Source organism: Bradyrhizobium sp. CCBAU 11386, from assembly GCF_028128955.1.
GTDB lineage: Bacteria > Pseudomonadota > Alphaproteobacteria > Rhizobiales > Xanthobacteraceae > Bradyrhizobium.
On record NZ_LBKA01000258.1, the window covers coordinates 12,766 to 27,962 of the forward strand.

Consider the following 15,197-nt stretch of genomic DNA (forward strand, 5'->3'; position numbering starts at 1 on the left):
GGCCGGAGTGGTCGCTCCGGCCCTTCTCCATTCATTAGGAACGCTGCGTGTCTTCCTGGCTCGACTACACGATCAACGGGCTGATCGTCGGTAATGTGTACGCCCTCGTTGCGGTCGGGCTCGCGCTGATCTTCGGCGTCAGCCGGCTGATTAACTTTGCGCAAGGATCGATCTATCTGGTCGGCGCCTATATCGGCTGGGTGGCGGTGGTGCAGCTGCATACGCCGCTGCCGCTCACCATCATCGTGGTCGCGGTGGCGGCCGCGCTGGTCGGGCTGATCATCGAGCGGTTCGGCCTGCGTCCGCTCCAGAACTCGGTGCGCATCGCGCCGTTGCTCGCGACCATCGGCATCAGCTTCGTGCTCGATCAGCTGGTGATGCTGACCTTCTCGCCGAATCCGCGCGCGCTGCCGAGCCAGTTGCCGGACGTCCGCTTCCAGATCGGTGGCGGCACGATCGGGCCGCTCGATCTGCTCATCGCCGGCGTCGGCATCACCAGCGCGCTGCTGCTGTTCGTGTTCCTGCGCTACAGCAAGCTCGGCTGGGCGGTGCGCGCCACCGCGCAGGACCGCGACGCGGCGATGCAGATGGGCGTCGACGTCAACCGCGTCAATCAGGCGGTGTTCGGCATTGCCGCTGCGCTTGGCGGCGTCTCCGGCATGCTGGTCGGCATGTACTACAACCAGATCGACACCGCGATGAGCCTTCAGGCGACGCTCAAGGGCGTCGTCGCCGAAGTCGTCGGCGGCGCTGGCAACGTGCCGGGCGCGGTGATCGGCAGCCTGCTGCTGGGACTGGTGGAGAGCTACGGCGTCGCCGTGTTCGGCACCAGCTATCGCAACCTGTTCGCGTTCCTGCTGCTCGTCGTCGTGCTGGTGTTGCGGCCGAACGGCCTGTTCGCCAGCGCGCGCCAGGCACCACCCGAGCCGCTCACGGGCACCTTCATCGCGCCGAGCCGGCCGGTGCGCATTCCAGGCTGGGCGCTGCTGGTCGCGGCCGCTGCCTTTGCGATCCTGCCGCTGTTCCCGGTGTCCTTCTACGTGCTCCAGACCCTGATCAACGCCTGGCTGCTCGGCATGCTCGCGCTCAGCCTCACGCTCGTTGCAGGCACGATCGGCCAGGTCTCGCTCGGACACGCGGCGCTGCTGGCGATCGGCGCCTATACGTCGGCACTGCTGTCGCTGAGCTTCGCCGTCCCGGTCGGCCTCGCCATCATCGGCGGCGGCCTGATGAGCGCCGCGCTCGGCACCGCATTGATCTCGCCGTCGTTCCGCCTGCGCGGGCACTATGTGTCGATCGCGACGCTCGCCATCGGCGAGATCGTGTCGCTGGTGATCCTGAACTGGGAGAGCGTCACGCGCGGCCCGATCGGCATCTCCGGCATCCCGCCGCTGTCGATGTTCGGCTACGACCTGATCAGTCCGACGTCGATCTACTGGTTCAGCCTCGCGGTCATGATCGTGCTGGCGCTGCTCCAGGCGCGCCTGCTCGGCTCGCATCTCGGCCGCAGCTTCCGCGCCATTCGCGATGACGACATCGCCGCGCGCGCCTATGGCCTCAGCCTGAACCGCTACAAGTCGCTGGCCTTCATCTTCGGCGGGTTTGCCGCCGGCGTCAGCGGCGGCATCGCCGCGCATCTCTATTCCTACATCAACCACGAGACCTTCAACACGCAGCAATCCATCCTGGCGCTGACCGTCGTCATCCTCGGTGGCTTGGGGAACGTCGTCGGCGCCATCGTCGGATCGGTGGCGCTGGTCGGTCTGCCCGAACTGTTCCGGATCGCGGCGGAGTACCGCATCCTGATCTACGGCATCGTGCTGCTGCTGCTGGTGCGGTTCAGGCCGCAGGGCCTGCTGGGGACGATGTGATGGCAGAGCAGCACGCATCCATGCTGTCGCTGCGCGGGCTGACGCGGCGCTTCGGCGGCCTCACCGCGGTCGACGCCATCGATCTCGACCTCGCCAGGGGCGCGCTCGTCAGCATCATCGGCCCGAACGGCGCCGGCAAGACGACGTTGTTCAACCTCGTGACCGGGCTCGACCGGCCCGACGCCGGCGTGGTCCGCTTCGAAGGGCAGGACATCACCGGCCTCTCGCCGGAACGGCTGGCGGCCGAAGGCATTGCGCGTACCTTCCAGCTCGGCCGCGTCTTCGGCAATCTCAGCGTCATGGACAACGTCCTGATCGGCGCGCACACGCGGCTGCGTGCGGTGAAGCCCGCGGTGCCGGTGATCGGCCCGCTGCTCGAATTGGGCCTGGCGCTGCTGCGTCCCGCCAGCGTCAAGGCCGAGGAAGAGCGGCTGCGCGAGGAAGTGAAAGCCATCCTCGCCCGCTTCGGCGAGCGGCTGCTGCCGCGGATCGACCAGCCGGCCTACAGTCTCTCCTATGCCAACCGCCGCCGCGTCGAGATCGCGCGTGCGCTCGCCTTGAAGCCGCGCCTGTTGCTGCTCGACGAGCCGACCGCCGGCATGAACCCGACCGAGACCGCGGAGATGCAGGCCCTCGTCGCCGAGCTGAAGGCGGAAGGGCTGACGATCCTGTTGATCGAGCACAAGCTGGAGATGGTGATGCGCCTCTCCGACCGCGTCATCGTCATGGACGAGGGCAAGAAGATCGCGGAAGGGCCGGGCGAAGAGGTGCGCAAGGATCCCAAGGTGATCGAGGCCTATCTCGGTCACGGCCTGGGGACGGCTGAGCAGGAGAGCGCGGCATGACGACCAACGTACCCGAGCCGCTGCTCGCTTTGACCAACGTCAACACCTTCTACGGCCAGGCGCAGGTGCATTTCGATCTGTCGATCAAGGTCGCGCGCGGCCACATCGTCTGCCTGCTCGGCGGCAATGCCAGCGGCAAGTCCACGACGATGAAGATCATCCTCGGCCTCGTCAAACCGCGTTCCGGTGACGTGACGTTCGACGGCGCCTCGCTGATCGGGCTGACCACGCCGCAGATCGTCCGCCGCGGCATCGGCTCGGTGCCGGAGGCGCGGCGGTTGTTTGCGGACATGACCGTCCGCGAGAACATCCTGATGGGCGCCTTCGTGCGCAACGACCGCGATGCGGTGGCACAGGATCTCGACAAGATGCTGACGCTGTTTCCGAAGCTCGGCCAGCGGCTGTCGCAGCGCGCAGGCTCCTTGTCCGGCGGCGAGCAGCAGATGGTGGCGATGGCGCGCGCGCTGATGAGCCGTCCCAGGATGATCGTGATGGACGAGCCGACCATGGGCCTGTCGCCGCTCTATGTCGATCGCGTGCTGGAGCTGATCCGCACCATCAACCAGGAGGGCGTGTCCGTGTTCATGGTCGAGCAGAACGCCAGCCTTGCGCTCGAGATCGCGCACGAGGCCTATGTGCTCCAGACCGGCAAGATCGTGCTCTCCGGTCCCGCGCGGGCGCTGAAGGACGATCCGCGGGTGCGCGACGCCTATCTCGGTGGTGCCGAGGCGGCCTAGCGATCAGGCCGAAGCCGCGCTCTGCGCCGGCTCCGCCGGCAGATCGTCGCCGTTGGGATCGCCGGGCGCGGTCGCCCAGGCCAGCTCCACCAGCGTCACGATCCTGCGTCCGCCGCCGTCGAGCTGGCAGACGATGAGACCCTGCTCCTCCATGTAGCTGAGCAGGCGCTGCGCGCGACGCAGCGAATGCGAGCCATAGGCGCGGGCGATCGCGGCATCGCCCGGGCAGGGCCAGCCTTCCTTCGCGGCACGCGCGATCATCATGAACACGCCCTGCATGTCGTCGGGCAGGATCGAGGCGCGCAGCGACACGTCCTGCCAGGCGTCGTCCTCGGCATGCTCGGCGCCAAGCCCGGCGCGCGCGCGCGTCAGCATGCGGCGGAATTCGTTGAGGTCAGGCACCGCCGCGCCGAGGCCCTCGATGCGGCAGCGGACCACAAACTCCTGATAGAGCACGCCGACGGCGCGGAAGCCGGCATCGGGCTCGGCGAGCACGGCACGCAGGGTCCGGTCCACGCGTTCGCGCCGCTCCGCGAGCTCCTCGGCGCTGACCTGAACCTCGACCACTTCAGGCCGGATCTCCGGCGTGGCGGCCGCTTTCGCGGCGCGGAGCTGTTCGAGCAGATCCGGCGCGGGGCGGCGCTGCGGCCGGCTGGCGTCGGGCGGCGGCGCGGCCAGGATCACGGCGCGCATATCCTCGAGCGCGGAGTCCGGCATCGGCATCAGCCGCGGCGTGGAGTTGCGCGCGTGGGTATCGGTCGGGCCGATGTTCAGGCGCAGCGGACGCCGCGACAGCGCAGGTCCCAGCGCCATGAACTGTCCACGCTCGAGATCGCGAAAGGCTTCCGCCTGCCGCCGCTCCATGCCGAGCAGGTCGGCGGCGCGCGCCATGTCGATGTCGAGGAAGGTCCGGCCCATCAGGAAGTTGGAGGCTTCCGCCGCGACGTTCTTGGCGAGCTTTGCCAGCCGCTGGGTCGCGATGATGCCGGCGAGCCCGCGCTTGCGGCCGCGGCACATCAGATTGGTCATGGCGCCCAGCGACAGTTTTCGCGCCTCGTCCGACACCTCGCCGGCGACTGCCGGCGCGAACAGCTGCGCCTCGTCCACCACCACCAGCATCGGATACCAATGGTCGCGATCGACGTCGAACAGGCCGCCGAGGAACGCGGCGGCGCGCCGCATCTGGTTCTCGGCGTCGAGGCCTTCGAGATTGAGCACGGTGGAAACGCGATGCAGCCGCGCTCGCTCACCGGCGACCTGAAGGCCGCGCTCGGTGTGATCCTCGGCCTCGATCACGAGATGGCCGAAGCGCTCGGCCAGCGTGACGAAATCGCCCTCGGGGTCGATGATGGCCTGCTGCACCCAGGGCGCGCTCTGCTCCAGCAGCCGCCGCAGCAGATGCGACTTGCCGGAGCCCGAATTGCCCTGCACCAGGAGGCGGGTCGCCAGCAGTTCCTCGAGGTCCATGGCCGCCGCGGCGCCCGCCGTGGTCTGCCCCATCTCGATCGCAACCGTCATGTCCCGACTCAAGTCCCCATCATTCGCGGACAGGGGCTTATCAACCCGGCCGCGGCGCGTCGAGCGCCGCAGCGCGAATCATGCTCTGTTGCCCACGGCGGAGTTCAGGCGTGACCGGGAACCGTTCCGGCCGCGGTCATCCGTTGCCGGGATTGCGGTGCGTCGTTGCTGCGGCATGGACTGGACATGCGTCGTTTCCATGCGGCCAAGGCAGCGTTCGCCGCGGTCAGAACTGAGGCGATCCCGCGGCCCCCCCGCGTGGAATGACACAGATCAAGGTCCGTGACCCCGAGACCTGTTAGCTGGGTGCATGAACTTCCTGACCTTCTTCACGGCGACCTGCTTCCTCCTCGCCATGCCGGGACCGACCAACACCTTGCTCGCGACGTCGGGGGCGGGGATCGGGATCTCGCGGTCGCTCCATCTGCTCGCAGCCGAGCTGTTCGGCTATCTCGCGGCGATCGCGCTGCTGCGGCTGGCGCTCGGTCCCGTCGTGAGCGGCATTCCGGTTGCTGCCGTCGTGCTTCGCGTGGCGGTCAGTGTCTACATCCTGGGCCTTGCCGTCATGCTCTGGCGCGTCAACGCGCGCGAGCTGCGCGGCGGCGCCGTGGTGACGTTCCGCCAGGTGCTGATCACCACGCTGCTGAATCCGAAGGCGATGGTGTTCGCCTTCCTGCTCCTGCCGCTTCAGGCCGGCTGTTCGAGCTCCTGCCCTGGCTCGGAACGATCGCGCTTCAGATCGTCACCGCGGGAGCTGCGTGGATTGCGTTCGGCGCAACGCTCGGCCGCGGCGCCCGTCGTCTCGGCCACCCCGAGATCATCACGCGGACCGGCGCGGTCACGCTCGTCGCCGTGACCGGCCTGATCTGGCTTCAATCATTCCTGAGCGCGTAAGCGCCGAGGCCGCGCGATCGCGACAGAAGCGGCGCGCCGCTACTGCGCGCCCGATCCGCCCTGCACGATCTTCTCGTTCAGCTTCTGGTCCACGGTCTCGACCGTGCGGTCGATCTCGGGGTTGGGCACGCCGAGCTGATGCGAGATCAGCTTCACCAGCAGGTCGACGCGCTCGATGAAGGGCGCGCCGCTGGCCACCGCGCGCGCGGCCGACGACGGCTTGAGCAGGCTTTCGGCCGCCCTGGCGTATTTCGCGAACGGCACCTGGTCCTGCGGATCGGCGCCGAGGCGGCGGGCGATCGCGTCGACATGATCGTAGATCGTCTGCGAGCGCTTGAGATCGCCGTGCACGGCGTCGCGGATCGACTGCGGCTCGTGCGGCGTGATGCAGCGATAGTTGCCGGTCAGCAGCATCGACCATTTCGCCAGCGGCACGAACAGGGACGAGAACACTTTCAGCTTCACCGGCACGTCGAGGCCGTCGAGCGTCACCGCGTCGATGTCGGCTTCGAGCTCGCGCAGCACCTTGTTGTGCTTGTCGTCGGCGAAGACCGACGCCTTGAAGTTGGTGGGCAGGCCGACATGAAGCACGTTCGCGGCTTCCTCCGGCGGGCGGAAGGCCTGCGGGTCGGGCGAGCACAGCGTCACCAGCCCCGGCTCGAACCGCTCCCACACCTGCGCATTGGTGTAGGCCTCCTCGAGATCCATGCCTGCGAGCGCCGGAATCCGCTTCAGATAGGGCAGCGGCGGCATGTTCATGATCGACAGGCACGGCAGCTTCGCCGCGGCGATCTTGACCATGAGCACGCGCACCGTGTGGTTGGTGTATTGCGGCTCCTGCATCGCAAGGCCGACCATGTCGTAACGGGAGACGTCGACATCGGCCGGCGTCACCGCGTCGAGCTTGCCGGGCAGGTCGCGCGAGAAGATTGCCCGGTGCACCGCCTCGTCGCGCAACTTGATGCGCACCTCGGTACCGTCACGGTTGATCAGCTCAGCGGTCTTGGCGCGGCAGACCAGGGTGACATTGTGCCCCGCCATCAGCAGCTTCGTGCCCAGCAGGGAGCCGTAGGAAGCCCCAAGAATCAGAATATTGCGCGCCATGCTTCGTCCCTTTGACAATTTTTGCGGATTTTTGAGCCTCGGCCGTCATCCGAGGGCGAGTTGGCGGCATGTAAAGCGAAGTGCCCGGCGATGGCAACTGGGATAATGCATACAAGGCGACCACACATTCCCTCTATGATCCGGAGCGACGCGTCGAAGCCTCGTAGCCCGACGGGCAAAACACCCGCGCGGCCTGTCAACCCACGCGCGCAAAAATATTCCACTTTACCGAAATTCGGATTTGTCGTATGTGTCGCCCATCCCGGCTCACCTCGAGGGGCGATCTTGTGTCGTCACGTTCGCGAGCCGGGTTGCGGTGGACGCGGCAGCGTCGGCACGACATGGTGCGGGCAGGGCGGGTAGTCCCTGTGAGCCCGAAACCGCGTGCGGATGAGCGGCGCTGAAAGTTCGTCTCGCCAGCATTTTTCCGGCTACGTCGACAAGGCCGGAGAACCCTGTGGCGGTCAGCGAATGCGCGTACGGCAAAACCGTGTGGTCCTGGCCGTCGTTGCTACGGTCAAGCCTTTCGCGGAGGTGCACGCGAGCCCAACCGGGCGGACGGCATCGCCAATTCGCGGGGTGAGGGAGGCCAGAAGGAACTCGGCTCCCGGGAGAGCACGGCATAAGCCGTCCAACCACTGCGCAGGGAAGGCCGAGTGTTTTGGCTGCACCTGTATGCCGCTGTGCATCTTTTCATGCGCTACACGCGCACAGCGGACCGTGGGTGCCAGCCGGCACCCGGCCTTCCCTGCGCCCTCTTGGTTAAAGAGGGTGGAGCGATGAAGCAAAGCTCGGGCGAAATCCGCCGCGAGGCTGTGAAGGTGTGTCTGCGAGTTGAGAAGCGTGCCAGAAGATGACGACGGTTCACCTTGCTCCGTCATTGCGAGCCAACGCGGCCGCGCTTTGCGCGGACCCCCGTTGGCTCGCAATGACGATGTGGAAACTACGGGCGCTTATCTCTCACCGTCGCCCTTCGAGGCTTGCTCTGCGGCGCGGTTGCGCCGCAAAGCGCGCACCTCAGGATGACGGAGCTGATGGTGCCGTCATCGCGAGCGCCGCGAAATCTTCCGCAAGCTTTGGCCGCGCGATCCGTGCGGACGTTGCGCTCAGGCTGCGGGCGTTCGCCTCACCCCTGGCTCGCCACGCGCGCGCGGTCGAGATGCTCCTCGATCTTCGGGCGGTCGCGGGTGCGCTCGAAACTGGTGCAGAGCAGCTCGGTCTCCTCGAGCGTGACGGGGGCGCGATACAGCCGGCACATGAATTCGGCGGTTGCGCGTCCCTTCCCGGCGGCCGGACCGATGCCAGGGCTGCGTTCGGCGAGAAACATGCAGTCCCGGCAGATGCTGGCGTCGAGCCGTTGGTGAGCTGCGTCGAGGTGATTGAGGATCTCCCGCAGCGAGTCGCGCAGCCTGATGCACTCGTCGGTTCCGAGCGCCGTGACCGCATTCAACACGTGGTTGATCGGGTCGTGCTGGCTCAGGCACTTCTCGCCCTGCGCGGTGACTTGGAGCACCACGGAACGCTTGTCCTCGTGCGAGGGCTTTCGCACCAGGAAGGACTTGCTCTCCAGCGTCTTCACGATCTGCGATGCAGTCGCCCTGGTGGCGCCGATGAAGCCGGCGAGCGCGGACGGTGTGCGCGAAAACCTGTTGGCGCGATCGAGAAAGCGCAGCGCCATCCATTCCCGATCGCGCAATCCATGCTGATTGCCTTCGAAATACCAAGCCCTCGCCGCCTGGACCAGCAGCTCGACGGCTTCTCGTGCCAATGGCATGGATTTTACCTCGTCCCCGGAACTTCGTTTGCGGCGTCCCGAAGCCGCCTTGCGCCGTGGTTCGCGAATGCTTCGGAAGACGTCAGACCTCCGGAGATGTCCGATGAGCAGGTCGTGGCCGATTCCTGCGCGAAGGCACGGACTGCAACGCGCCCGACCTGGACCGGCGTGCGTCGCGTCGTCCGGAGCGGGAGGCCGCGTCGCCGATGGCATGCCAATCGCGTCGTCGTCGCACGGGAGCCCGAGTTGCCGTCACGAACGGACGATGGACCGGAATTGTTCAACCGAAGCCCCTGAGTACAAGTCACAAGAAGACGTTTCTTGATATTCCACCGAAACGATGAATGAGCTTATCAACAAAATCAAGTAGAGACACTCTCGGAGACTGGATGTCGTTGCTGGTGAATGTAACGTTCAAGACAATCTCGCTCTTAGGGACACATGATAGTGAACGCAATACGTTGTCCCGTGAGCAGCATGCCCGCAACTATACGACGGTTTAATTGCAGGGCATGTTGTTGTCCGTCGTTGATGCAAGTTGATCGAAGCCTGTGCATGACAAGGGTGATATGCGTTGATGAGTCATCCACAACTTGTGCGATGAGTCCGGAGAATCGCCGAGGGAACTTGCAGGGATTACACGCGGCGGTTGTTGCGGTCACGGTCGCGGAGTCATCCCTCAGTCGCGGCCGCCCGATGATCCATCCGAACGGTTGATGCGCTCACGACAGATCACGGCGGCGGCGATGGGTGTGCATGCGCCGGCAGCGTGACTGCAAGCGCGGATCGACTGTTGAAATAATGAGCAGGGCGAGATCGTGGGCGCCTCGTGCGCCGCCTCACCTGCTAGTCGCCCTTGAGCATGTCCCTCAGCTCGCGGAACGGATCGGCGCTCGGCTGAGCCGATGCGTCTTGCCGCATGGCGCTGTAGATCCTCGGAACCAGGTCGATCGCCTGGTCGAGGCCCGAATCACGTCCCGACTGGTATCCGCCCATCAGGCGAAGATCGCGCGTGTCCTCGTATTTGGCGATCATGGTGCGCAGCTTGCTCACCAATTCGCGCTCTTCGGGGTCCCAGACGTTGTGGGCGAGGCGGGAGACCGAGGCCAGAACGTCCACGGCCGGATAGCGCGCCTGGTCGGCGATGTGCCTGGAGAGCACGATGTGCCCGTCGAGTGTGCTGCGGATGGTGTCGGCGATCGGCTCGTTGTGATCGTCACCGTCGACCAGCACGGAGAAGATCCCGGTGATGGTTCCGGATCCCTCCTCGCCGGGGCCGGCGCGCTCCAGAAGGCGCGGCAGGTCGGTGAAGACCGTCGGCGCGTAGCCGCGCGCGACCGCGGGCTCGCCGGCGGCGAGCGCGACCTCACGGGCGGCGTGGGCGAAACGGGTGATCGAATCGACCACCAGCAGGACCGATTCGCCCCGATCGCGGAAATATTCGGCGACCGCCATGGCCGTCTTCGGCGCCAGGCGCCGCATCATCGGGCTTTCGTCGCCCGTCGATACGATGGTGACCGCACGATTGCGGTTGGCGCCCAGCACGTCCTCGATGAATTCGCGCACCTCGCGGCCGCGTTCGCCGACGAGCGCCAGCACGACGGTGTCGAAGCCCTGGCTGCGGGCGAGCATCGCCAGCAACGTCGATTTGCCGACGCCGGAGCCGGCAAAGATGCCGACACGCTGGCCGGCGCAGATCGGGGCGAACAGGTCGATGACGCGCACGCCGGTGCGCAGCGGCTTGTGGACGCGCGCGCGCTTCATGGCCGAGGGCGCCTCGGCCTCCGCCGAGACGGCGCGCGATCCCGGCGTCAGCGGGCCCTGTCCGTCCAGCGGGGCGCCGAGCGCGTTGATGACGCGGCCCTTCCAGCTCGGATCGGGCGCGAAAGACAGTGGCGGCATCCGGTAGGCGACGGAGCCGAGGCCACCGGCAAATTGCCGGTCGAACGGCTTGGCGATGATGCCCTCGCTGTCGATCCGCACCACCTCGCCGATCTGCGGCTTGCCGCCGGAGTTGACGCCGATGAGTTCACCGAGCCTGACGAAGCGCGACAGGCCGGAGACACGGAAATGCGTCGGCGCGATCTCGGAGATCGCGCCGCTGACGCTTGCCAGGGGAGTGCTCTGCTGAAGCTCCAGCAGAGCCCACTCGAGTTGCCGAAGAGCATTCAAGGAAACCGTCCACCCTCATTGCGCGCGAGGCGCACTCTACTTGCCGGGCTCGCCCAGCGTCCGGATTGCGTTCTGGAGCGAGCTCTCGGTGCCCTCGATCATCGAATTGGTGCCGTCGAAGGCGCGCGAGGCCGCCATCAGCTTCGTCAATTCCATCATCGGATTGGCGCCGGAACCCTCGACATAGCCTTGCTTGAAGCCGTCGCGGGAGAAATCGGCGATGGCGGTCGCGGGCCGATCGGGCGTGACGCCCGAATTGCCGTAGCGCTCGAGATTGGCATCGGCGGGAATGTTGAACAGGCCGATGGTGCCGATCTCGTTGTTGTCCTGGGTGATCGCGCCGCTGCGTGCGATCGAGACCGGCCCGCCGTTCGGGTCGAGCGTGATCTGCGCGCCGCCGGCATCGATGACGGGGAAGCCGGCCACCGTCTGAAGGTCGCCGTTGGCGGCGATCTGGAGGCGGCCGTCACGCGTATAGACGGTGCCGTTCGGGCCGGCGAAGGCGAGCCAGCCCTGTCCGACCACGGCGACGTCGAGCGGATTGCCGCTCTCGGTGATGCTGCCGGTCTCGCGCGAGATGATGTTGTCGCCGGGCGAGGAGAAGGCGACCGGGGTCGCGCCGGCCTTGGACAGCACGGTCTCGAACTTCACGACGTCGGTGCGGAACGCCGCCGTGTTGACGTTGGCGACGTTGTTGGCGATCGTCTGGAGGCGCTTTTCGAGGGCGACCTGCGCCGACAATCCCACATAGAGAGCGGACTGCATGACTTACCTGTTGAACTTGATGTTCTGAAGTGTCGTGAGCATGTCGGTATCCAGGCTGGCCGACGTCGCCGCGCCGCCGATCAGGACCAGCGCGGGGTTGGTCGCGTTGTCGCTCTGGGCCTGGGTCGCATCCCACATTGACGCGAAGCGCTGCACGAATTTGGTGACCTTGGTCGGGTCGTGGAAATCGGTGAGGTCGATCTTGTCCGTGATCATCTTGGCCTGGGCGTCGATGTCGGACGAGCTGATCGTCGACGACCAGCCCATCGCGGTCTGGACCACCTGGGTCAGCGCCTTGTCGGCGAGGATCTGGTAGGCATTCGTGATCGTGGATGCCTTGCGGGTGAAATAGAGCGCCAGCCGCAGGCCCTCGTTCTGGTCGCCGGCCTTCTGCTCCATCGTCTGCGTGACGTATTGGGTGGCCGTGCCGGTCGTGGCTGCGGTGGTCGAGGTCGCGTTGGCGCCGAGGGCGGCGAAATTGAAGGCGGTGGCGAATTCCCGGTAACGGGTGTCGGTGAGCTTGTTGGCGAAGGCGTCCTTGTCCGTGACCCCCTCGGTCAGAACCTTGCGCATGAATGCCTTGGCGTAGGCCATGTCGCTGAGGCCATAGGCCTTCATGGCATAGGTGTAGAGGCGATAGTCCTTCAGGAAGTCGTCGATCGTCTTCACGTTGCCGATATGGCTGAGGAAGTAATCGGTCTCGCGGCTGACATCCGGCTGCTTCGCGACCTGCGTCATCGACTTGCCCAGGTCCTGGGTCAATCTGGTGTAGTCCGCGATGGTGGATAGCATGACCCGCGCCCCTTTGGCCGCAATTGCGACATCGTCCCAAGCTGCCGCGAATTGCTTGCGTGGGGCTGGCGATGCGGGAAGCCAGCTTCGCGCAAGCGTCGCCGACTAGATATTCCCGGTGGGATCGGCGATGGAGTTGCGCGTTGCTCAGTTTCGTGGGGATTTTCATCACGGTGGCGGCGCTGCTCGGCGGATTTGCCGCCATGGGCGGGCATCTGGCCGTGCTCATGCAGCCGTGGGAGTTCGTGATCATCATGGGCACCGCGGTGGGCACCTTCATCGTGGCCAATCCGTGGAAGACGGTCGTGGATACCGGGGTGGCCTGCATGCAGGCCATCACCGGCGCGGTGCCGGGTCAGCGCTACTATCTCGACCTGCTCGGGGCGCTGCATGCCCTGATGCGCGAGCTGCGGGGCAAGGGCCGCAACGAGGTCGAGGCGCATATCGACGATCCCGCGTCCTCCGAGATCTTCAAGGCGTTCCCGAGCGTGCTCGGTGACCCGTCGCTGCTCCAGTTCATCTGCGACTATGTCCGTCTCATCATCATGGGCAATGCGCGCACGCACGAGATCGAAGCATTGATGGACGAGGAGATCCACACCATCGTGAAGGGCAAGCTGGCGCCCTACCATTCGCTGGTGACGGTCTCCGAGGCGCTGCCGGCGCTCGGCATCGTCGCCGCGGTGCTCGGCGTCATCAAGGCGATGGGCGCGCTCGACCAGTCGCCGAAGCTGCTGGGCGGCTTCATCGGCGCCGCCCTGGTCGGCACCTTCGCCGGCATCTTCCTGTCCTACGGCATCATTTCGCCCTTCGCGATCAAGATCAAGATGACGCGCGAGAAGAAGTGCCGGCCCTACATCATCGTCAAGCAGACGCTGCTGGCATTCATGAACGGCGCCATGCCGCAGATCGCGGTCGAGCACGGCCGCAAGATGATCTCGAGCAGCGAGCGTCCCTCGATCGACGTCGTCGAGAACGAGACGATCGCGGGTCCGAAAGCCGTCGTGGCCGACGCTGAACCGAAGGCGGCGCGCGCATGACGATGGAAGACGTCGAAATCGATCAGCGGAAGCAGTTGCCGAACTACCTGCTGGACGCTGCCGGCATATCGATCGAACGCATGCCGATGCTCAATGTGATCTTCGATCGCATGGCGGCATCCTGCACCGACAGCCTCCAGCCGATGGCGGGGACGCCCTGCTATTTCTCGGTCAACGGCATCACCAATGATCGGGTCGGCGATATCATCAAGGACTACGAAGCCAACGCGGTCGCGGCCGTGCTCTATGCCGAGCAGTGGGACTCCCGCATCATCATCATGCTCGACCGCGACTTCGTGTTCACGATGGTCGAGGCGATGTTCGGCTCCGATGGCGCCGAACCGCCGCTCGACGTCGAGCGCTCGTTCTCGAACATCGAGATCCGCCTGGTCCAGGCCCTGTTCGATCGCTTCGCCAAGGCGCTGCAATCCGCCTTCGCCGGCACCTCCAACGTCACCTTCCGTGTCGAGCGGGTCGAAACCGCGATGGCCTCGCTGGCGATCGGGCGGAGCGGCAACATGTCGATCTGCGCGAACATCATGTTGCAGGCGCTCTATCGCGGCGGTCAGATGTTCCTCATCATTCCGCACTCCGCGCTCAACCCGCTGCGCCAGAAGCTCGCCCATGTCGTCGTCAGCGACGGCCGTGCGTCCGATCCGCGCTGGCGCGAGCAGATGGAGAGCGAGGTCCACCGCACCGAAGTGACGTTGAGCGCGGTGCTCGACGAGAAGATGGTGACCCTCGGCGACGTCGTGAAGTTCCAGGTCGGGCAGGTGCTCGAGCTCGAAGCCACGCCGCGCACGCTGGCCCGTCTCGAAAGCAACAACCAGGTGCTGTTCTGGTGTCAGATCGGCCAGCTCGATGGCTATTACGCCATGCAGGTGGCAGATCCCGTGGATCAGAAACGGGAGTTCGTCGATGATATCCTATCTCGTTGATGCGGTGCTGCTGATTGCGCTCGCCTTCACCAGCATGCGGGTGACGCGGATGCACCGCGAGCTGGCGCGGTTGCGCAGCTACCAGGGCGAATTCTCGACCATCGTCCACGAGACGGCGGGCGCCTTCGACACGGTCATCACCGCGGCGCATGATTCGACCGCAAATCTCGGACGGCTTGCCAACGTGCTGAGCACGAAAATCGACCAGGCCAATGAGGCGATCGCGGCACTCGACGCCAGGAGCGGACTTGCGTCCGCAGCGACCGCGGGCGGCGCCGACGTGAACAAGCATTGAAGCCGAGGCCGGCGAACCAGATACGACCGGAACGCCGCGGCGCTCCGGGAGCGGAAATACCAAGAGGCGATACCAAATGGCGCAATCCTTCGACTATGAGTCTGCATCTGCATCGGGAGAGACCGAGACGTCTCCGCTGGAGCGGCTGGCCGAGATCGCCGCGCGCACGGCGGAGGAGAGCGGCAAGTTCGCCAATGTCGATGCCATCCTGCGCATTCCCGTCACCATGCAGGTGGTGCTGGGTTCGGCGACCATCCCGGTGGCGAACCTGATGAAGCTCGGGCGCGGCGCGGTGGTTCCGCTCGATCATCGGGTCGGCGAGCCCGTCGACGTCGTCGTCAACGGCCGTATCGTCGCCCGCGGCGAGGTGGTCGTCGTCGAAGAGGACAATTCCCGCTTCGGTGTCTCGCTCACGGAGATCGTTGGACCGCTGGGGCAGGGTGATACCTGAC

At 65.9% G+C, this 15,197-nt stretch carries 14 protein-coding genes; 8 read left to right on the plus strand and 6 right to left on the minus strand.

The features are described from left to right. The first annotated feature begins 47 nt into the window (after nucleotides 1-47). From XI09_RS39415 to XI09_RS39425, 3 genes are read left to right on the plus strand one after another with little or no spacing between them, the layout of a single operon-like run. Nucleotides 48-1,871 carry an ABC transporter permease gene (locus tag XI09_RS39415; protein ID WP_271571722.1) on the plus strand — a complete coding sequence of 608 codons (1,824 nt, stop codon included), beginning with the start codon at nucleotides 48-50 and terminating at the stop codon, nucleotides 1,869-1,871. Continuing rightward, entirely contained in the window at nucleotides 1,871-2,716 is an 846-nt protein-coding gene (locus XI09_RS39420) for an ABC transporter ATP-binding protein (protein WP_271571723.1), read from the plus strand. The genes XI09_RS39415 and XI09_RS39420 overlap by 1 nt, the downstream gene beginning before the upstream one ends. Continuing rightward, complete coding sequence (locus XI09_RS39425) at nucleotides 2,713-3,453, plus strand: ABC transporter ATP-binding protein (protein WP_271571724.1); 741 nt, start codon at nucleotides 2,713-2,715, stop codon at nucleotides 3,451-3,453. The genes XI09_RS39420 and XI09_RS39425 overlap by 4 nt, the downstream gene beginning before the upstream one ends. A gap of 3 nt (nucleotides 3,454-3,456) precedes the next feature. On the opposite strand, the gene XI09_RS39430 is transcribed toward XI09_RS39425, so the two are convergent. Continuing rightward, nucleotides 3,457-4,971, minus strand: a complete 1,515-nt coding sequence (locus XI09_RS39430) for an ATP-binding protein (protein ID WP_271571725.1) — start codon at nucleotides 4,969-4,971, stop codon at nucleotides 3,457-3,459. A gap of 310 nt (nucleotides 4,972-5,281) precedes the next feature. On the opposite strand from XI09_RS39430, the gene XI09_RS39435 reads away from it, so the two are divergent. Then, a complete protein-coding gene (locus XI09_RS39435; RefSeq protein WP_271571726.1) occupies nucleotides 5,282-5,827 on the plus strand; it encodes a LysE family translocator in 546 nt (181 codons plus the stop codon). Between the two features lie 77 nt (nucleotides 5,828-5,904). Here XI09_RS39435 and XI09_RS39440 read toward each other — a convergent pair whose 3' ends face one another. The 5 genes from XI09_RS39440 to XI09_RS39460 all read right to left on the minus strand — a co-directional run bounded on the left by XI09_RS39440 (nucleotide 5,905) and on the right by XI09_RS39460 (nucleotide 12,472). Continuing rightward, entirely contained in the window at nucleotides 5,905-6,969 is a 1,065-nt protein-coding gene (locus XI09_RS39440; protein WP_271571727.1) for a ketopantoate reductase family protein, read from the minus strand. A gap of 1,126 nt (nucleotides 6,970-8,095) precedes the next feature. After that, nucleotides 8,096-8,743: a MarR family winged helix-turn-helix transcriptional regulator gene (locus tag XI09_RS39445; protein WP_271571728.1), complete on the minus strand. Its 648-nt coding sequence runs from the start codon at nucleotides 8,741-8,743 to the stop codon at nucleotides 8,096-8,098. 846 nt (nucleotides 8,744-9,589) lie between these two features. After that, entirely contained in the window at nucleotides 9,590-10,915 is a 1,326-nt protein-coding gene (fliI, locus tag XI09_RS39450) for a flagellar protein export ATPase FliI (RefSeq protein ID WP_271571729.1), read from the minus strand. Nucleotides 10,916-10,951: 36 nt separating this feature from the next. Continuing rightward, complete coding sequence (gene flgF / locus XI09_RS39455) at nucleotides 10,952-11,680, minus strand: flagellar basal-body rod protein FlgF (RefSeq protein WP_135175753.1); 729 nt, start codon at nucleotides 11,678-11,680, stop codon at nucleotides 10,952-10,954. Between the two features lie 3 nt (nucleotides 11,681-11,683). After that, the gene (locus tag XI09_RS39460) at nucleotides 11,684-12,472 is read right to left on the minus strand and encodes a DUF1217 domain-containing protein (RefSeq protein WP_271571730.1); all 789 of its coding nucleotides are present in this window, start codon (nucleotides 12,470-12,472) and stop codon (nucleotides 11,684-11,686) included. 143 nt (nucleotides 12,473-12,615) lie between these two features. Between XI09_RS39460 and motA the strand changes: the two genes are divergently transcribed. The 4 genes from motA (at nucleotide 12,616) to fliN (ending at nucleotide 15,196) form a co-directional block, all read left to right on the plus strand. Beyond that, nucleotides 12,616-13,512, plus strand: coding sequence for a flagellar motor stator protein MotA (gene motA / locus XI09_RS39465; RefSeq protein WP_028175216.1), 897 nt, complete (start codon nucleotides 12,616-12,618; stop codon nucleotides 13,510-13,512). Continuing rightward, nucleotides 13,509-14,450 (plus strand): flagellar motor switch protein FliM, encoded by a 942-nt coding sequence (locus tag XI09_RS39470; protein ID WP_092184637.1) that lies wholly within the window; start codon nucleotides 13,509-13,511, stop codon nucleotides 14,448-14,450. Before motA ends, XI09_RS39470 begins: the two co-directional genes overlap by 4 nt. Continuing rightward, nucleotides 14,431-14,745, plus strand: a complete 315-nt coding sequence (locus tag XI09_RS39475) for a hypothetical protein (RefSeq protein WP_027546104.1) — start codon at nucleotides 14,431-14,433, stop codon at nucleotides 14,743-14,745. The genes XI09_RS39470 and XI09_RS39475 overlap by 20 nt, the downstream gene beginning before the upstream one ends. A 76-nt stretch (nucleotides 14,746-14,821) precedes the next feature. Then, nucleotides 14,822-15,196 carry a flagellar motor switch protein FliN gene (fliN, locus tag XI09_RS39480; RefSeq protein WP_092184641.1) on the plus strand — a complete coding sequence of 125 codons (375 nt, stop codon included), beginning with the start codon at nucleotides 14,822-14,824 and terminating at the stop codon, nucleotides 15,194-15,196. Nucleotide 15,197: the final 1 nt, after the last annotated feature.

Coding starts and splice junctions, on each gene's coding strand:
- XI09_RS39435 (WP_271571726.1), top strand. CDS start 5,282: ATGAACTTCCTGACCTTCTTCACGGCGACCTGCTTCCTCCTCGCCATG.
- flgF (WP_135175753.1), bottom strand. CDS start 11,680: ATGCAGTCCGCTCTCTATGTGGGATTGTCGGCGCAGGTCGCCCTCGAA.
- fliN (WP_092184641.1), top strand. CDS start 14,822: ATGGCGCAATCCTTCGACTATGAGTCTGCATCTGCATCGGGAGAGACC.
- XI09_RS39425 (WP_271571724.1), top strand. CDS start 2,713: ATGACGACCAACGTACCCGAGCCGCTGCTCGCTTTGACCAACGTCAAC.
- XI09_RS39430 (WP_271571725.1), bottom strand. CDS start 4,971: ATGACGGTTGCGATCGAGATGGGGCAGACCACGGCGGGCGCCGCGGCG.
- XI09_RS39420 (WP_271571723.1), top strand. CDS start 1,871: ATGGCAGAGCAGCACGCATCCATGCTGTCGCTGCGCGGGCTGACGCGG.
- XI09_RS39445 (WP_271571728.1), bottom strand. CDS start 8,743: ATGCCATTGGCACGAGAAGCCGTCGAGCTGCTGGTCCAGGCGGCGAGG.
- XI09_RS39470 (WP_092184637.1), top strand. CDS start 13,509: ATGACGATGGAAGACGTCGAAATCGATCAGCGGAAGCAGTTGCCGAAC.
- XI09_RS39460 (WP_271571730.1), bottom strand. CDS start 12,472: ATGCTATCCACCATCGCGGACTACACCAGATTGACCCAGGACCTGGGC.
- XI09_RS39475 (WP_027546104.1), top strand. CDS start 14,431: ATGATATCCTATCTCGTTGATGCGGTGCTGCTGATTGCGCTCGCCTTC.
- XI09_RS39440 (WP_271571727.1), bottom strand. CDS start 6,969: ATGGCGCGCAATATTCTGATTCTTGGGGCTTCCTACGGCTCCCTGCTG.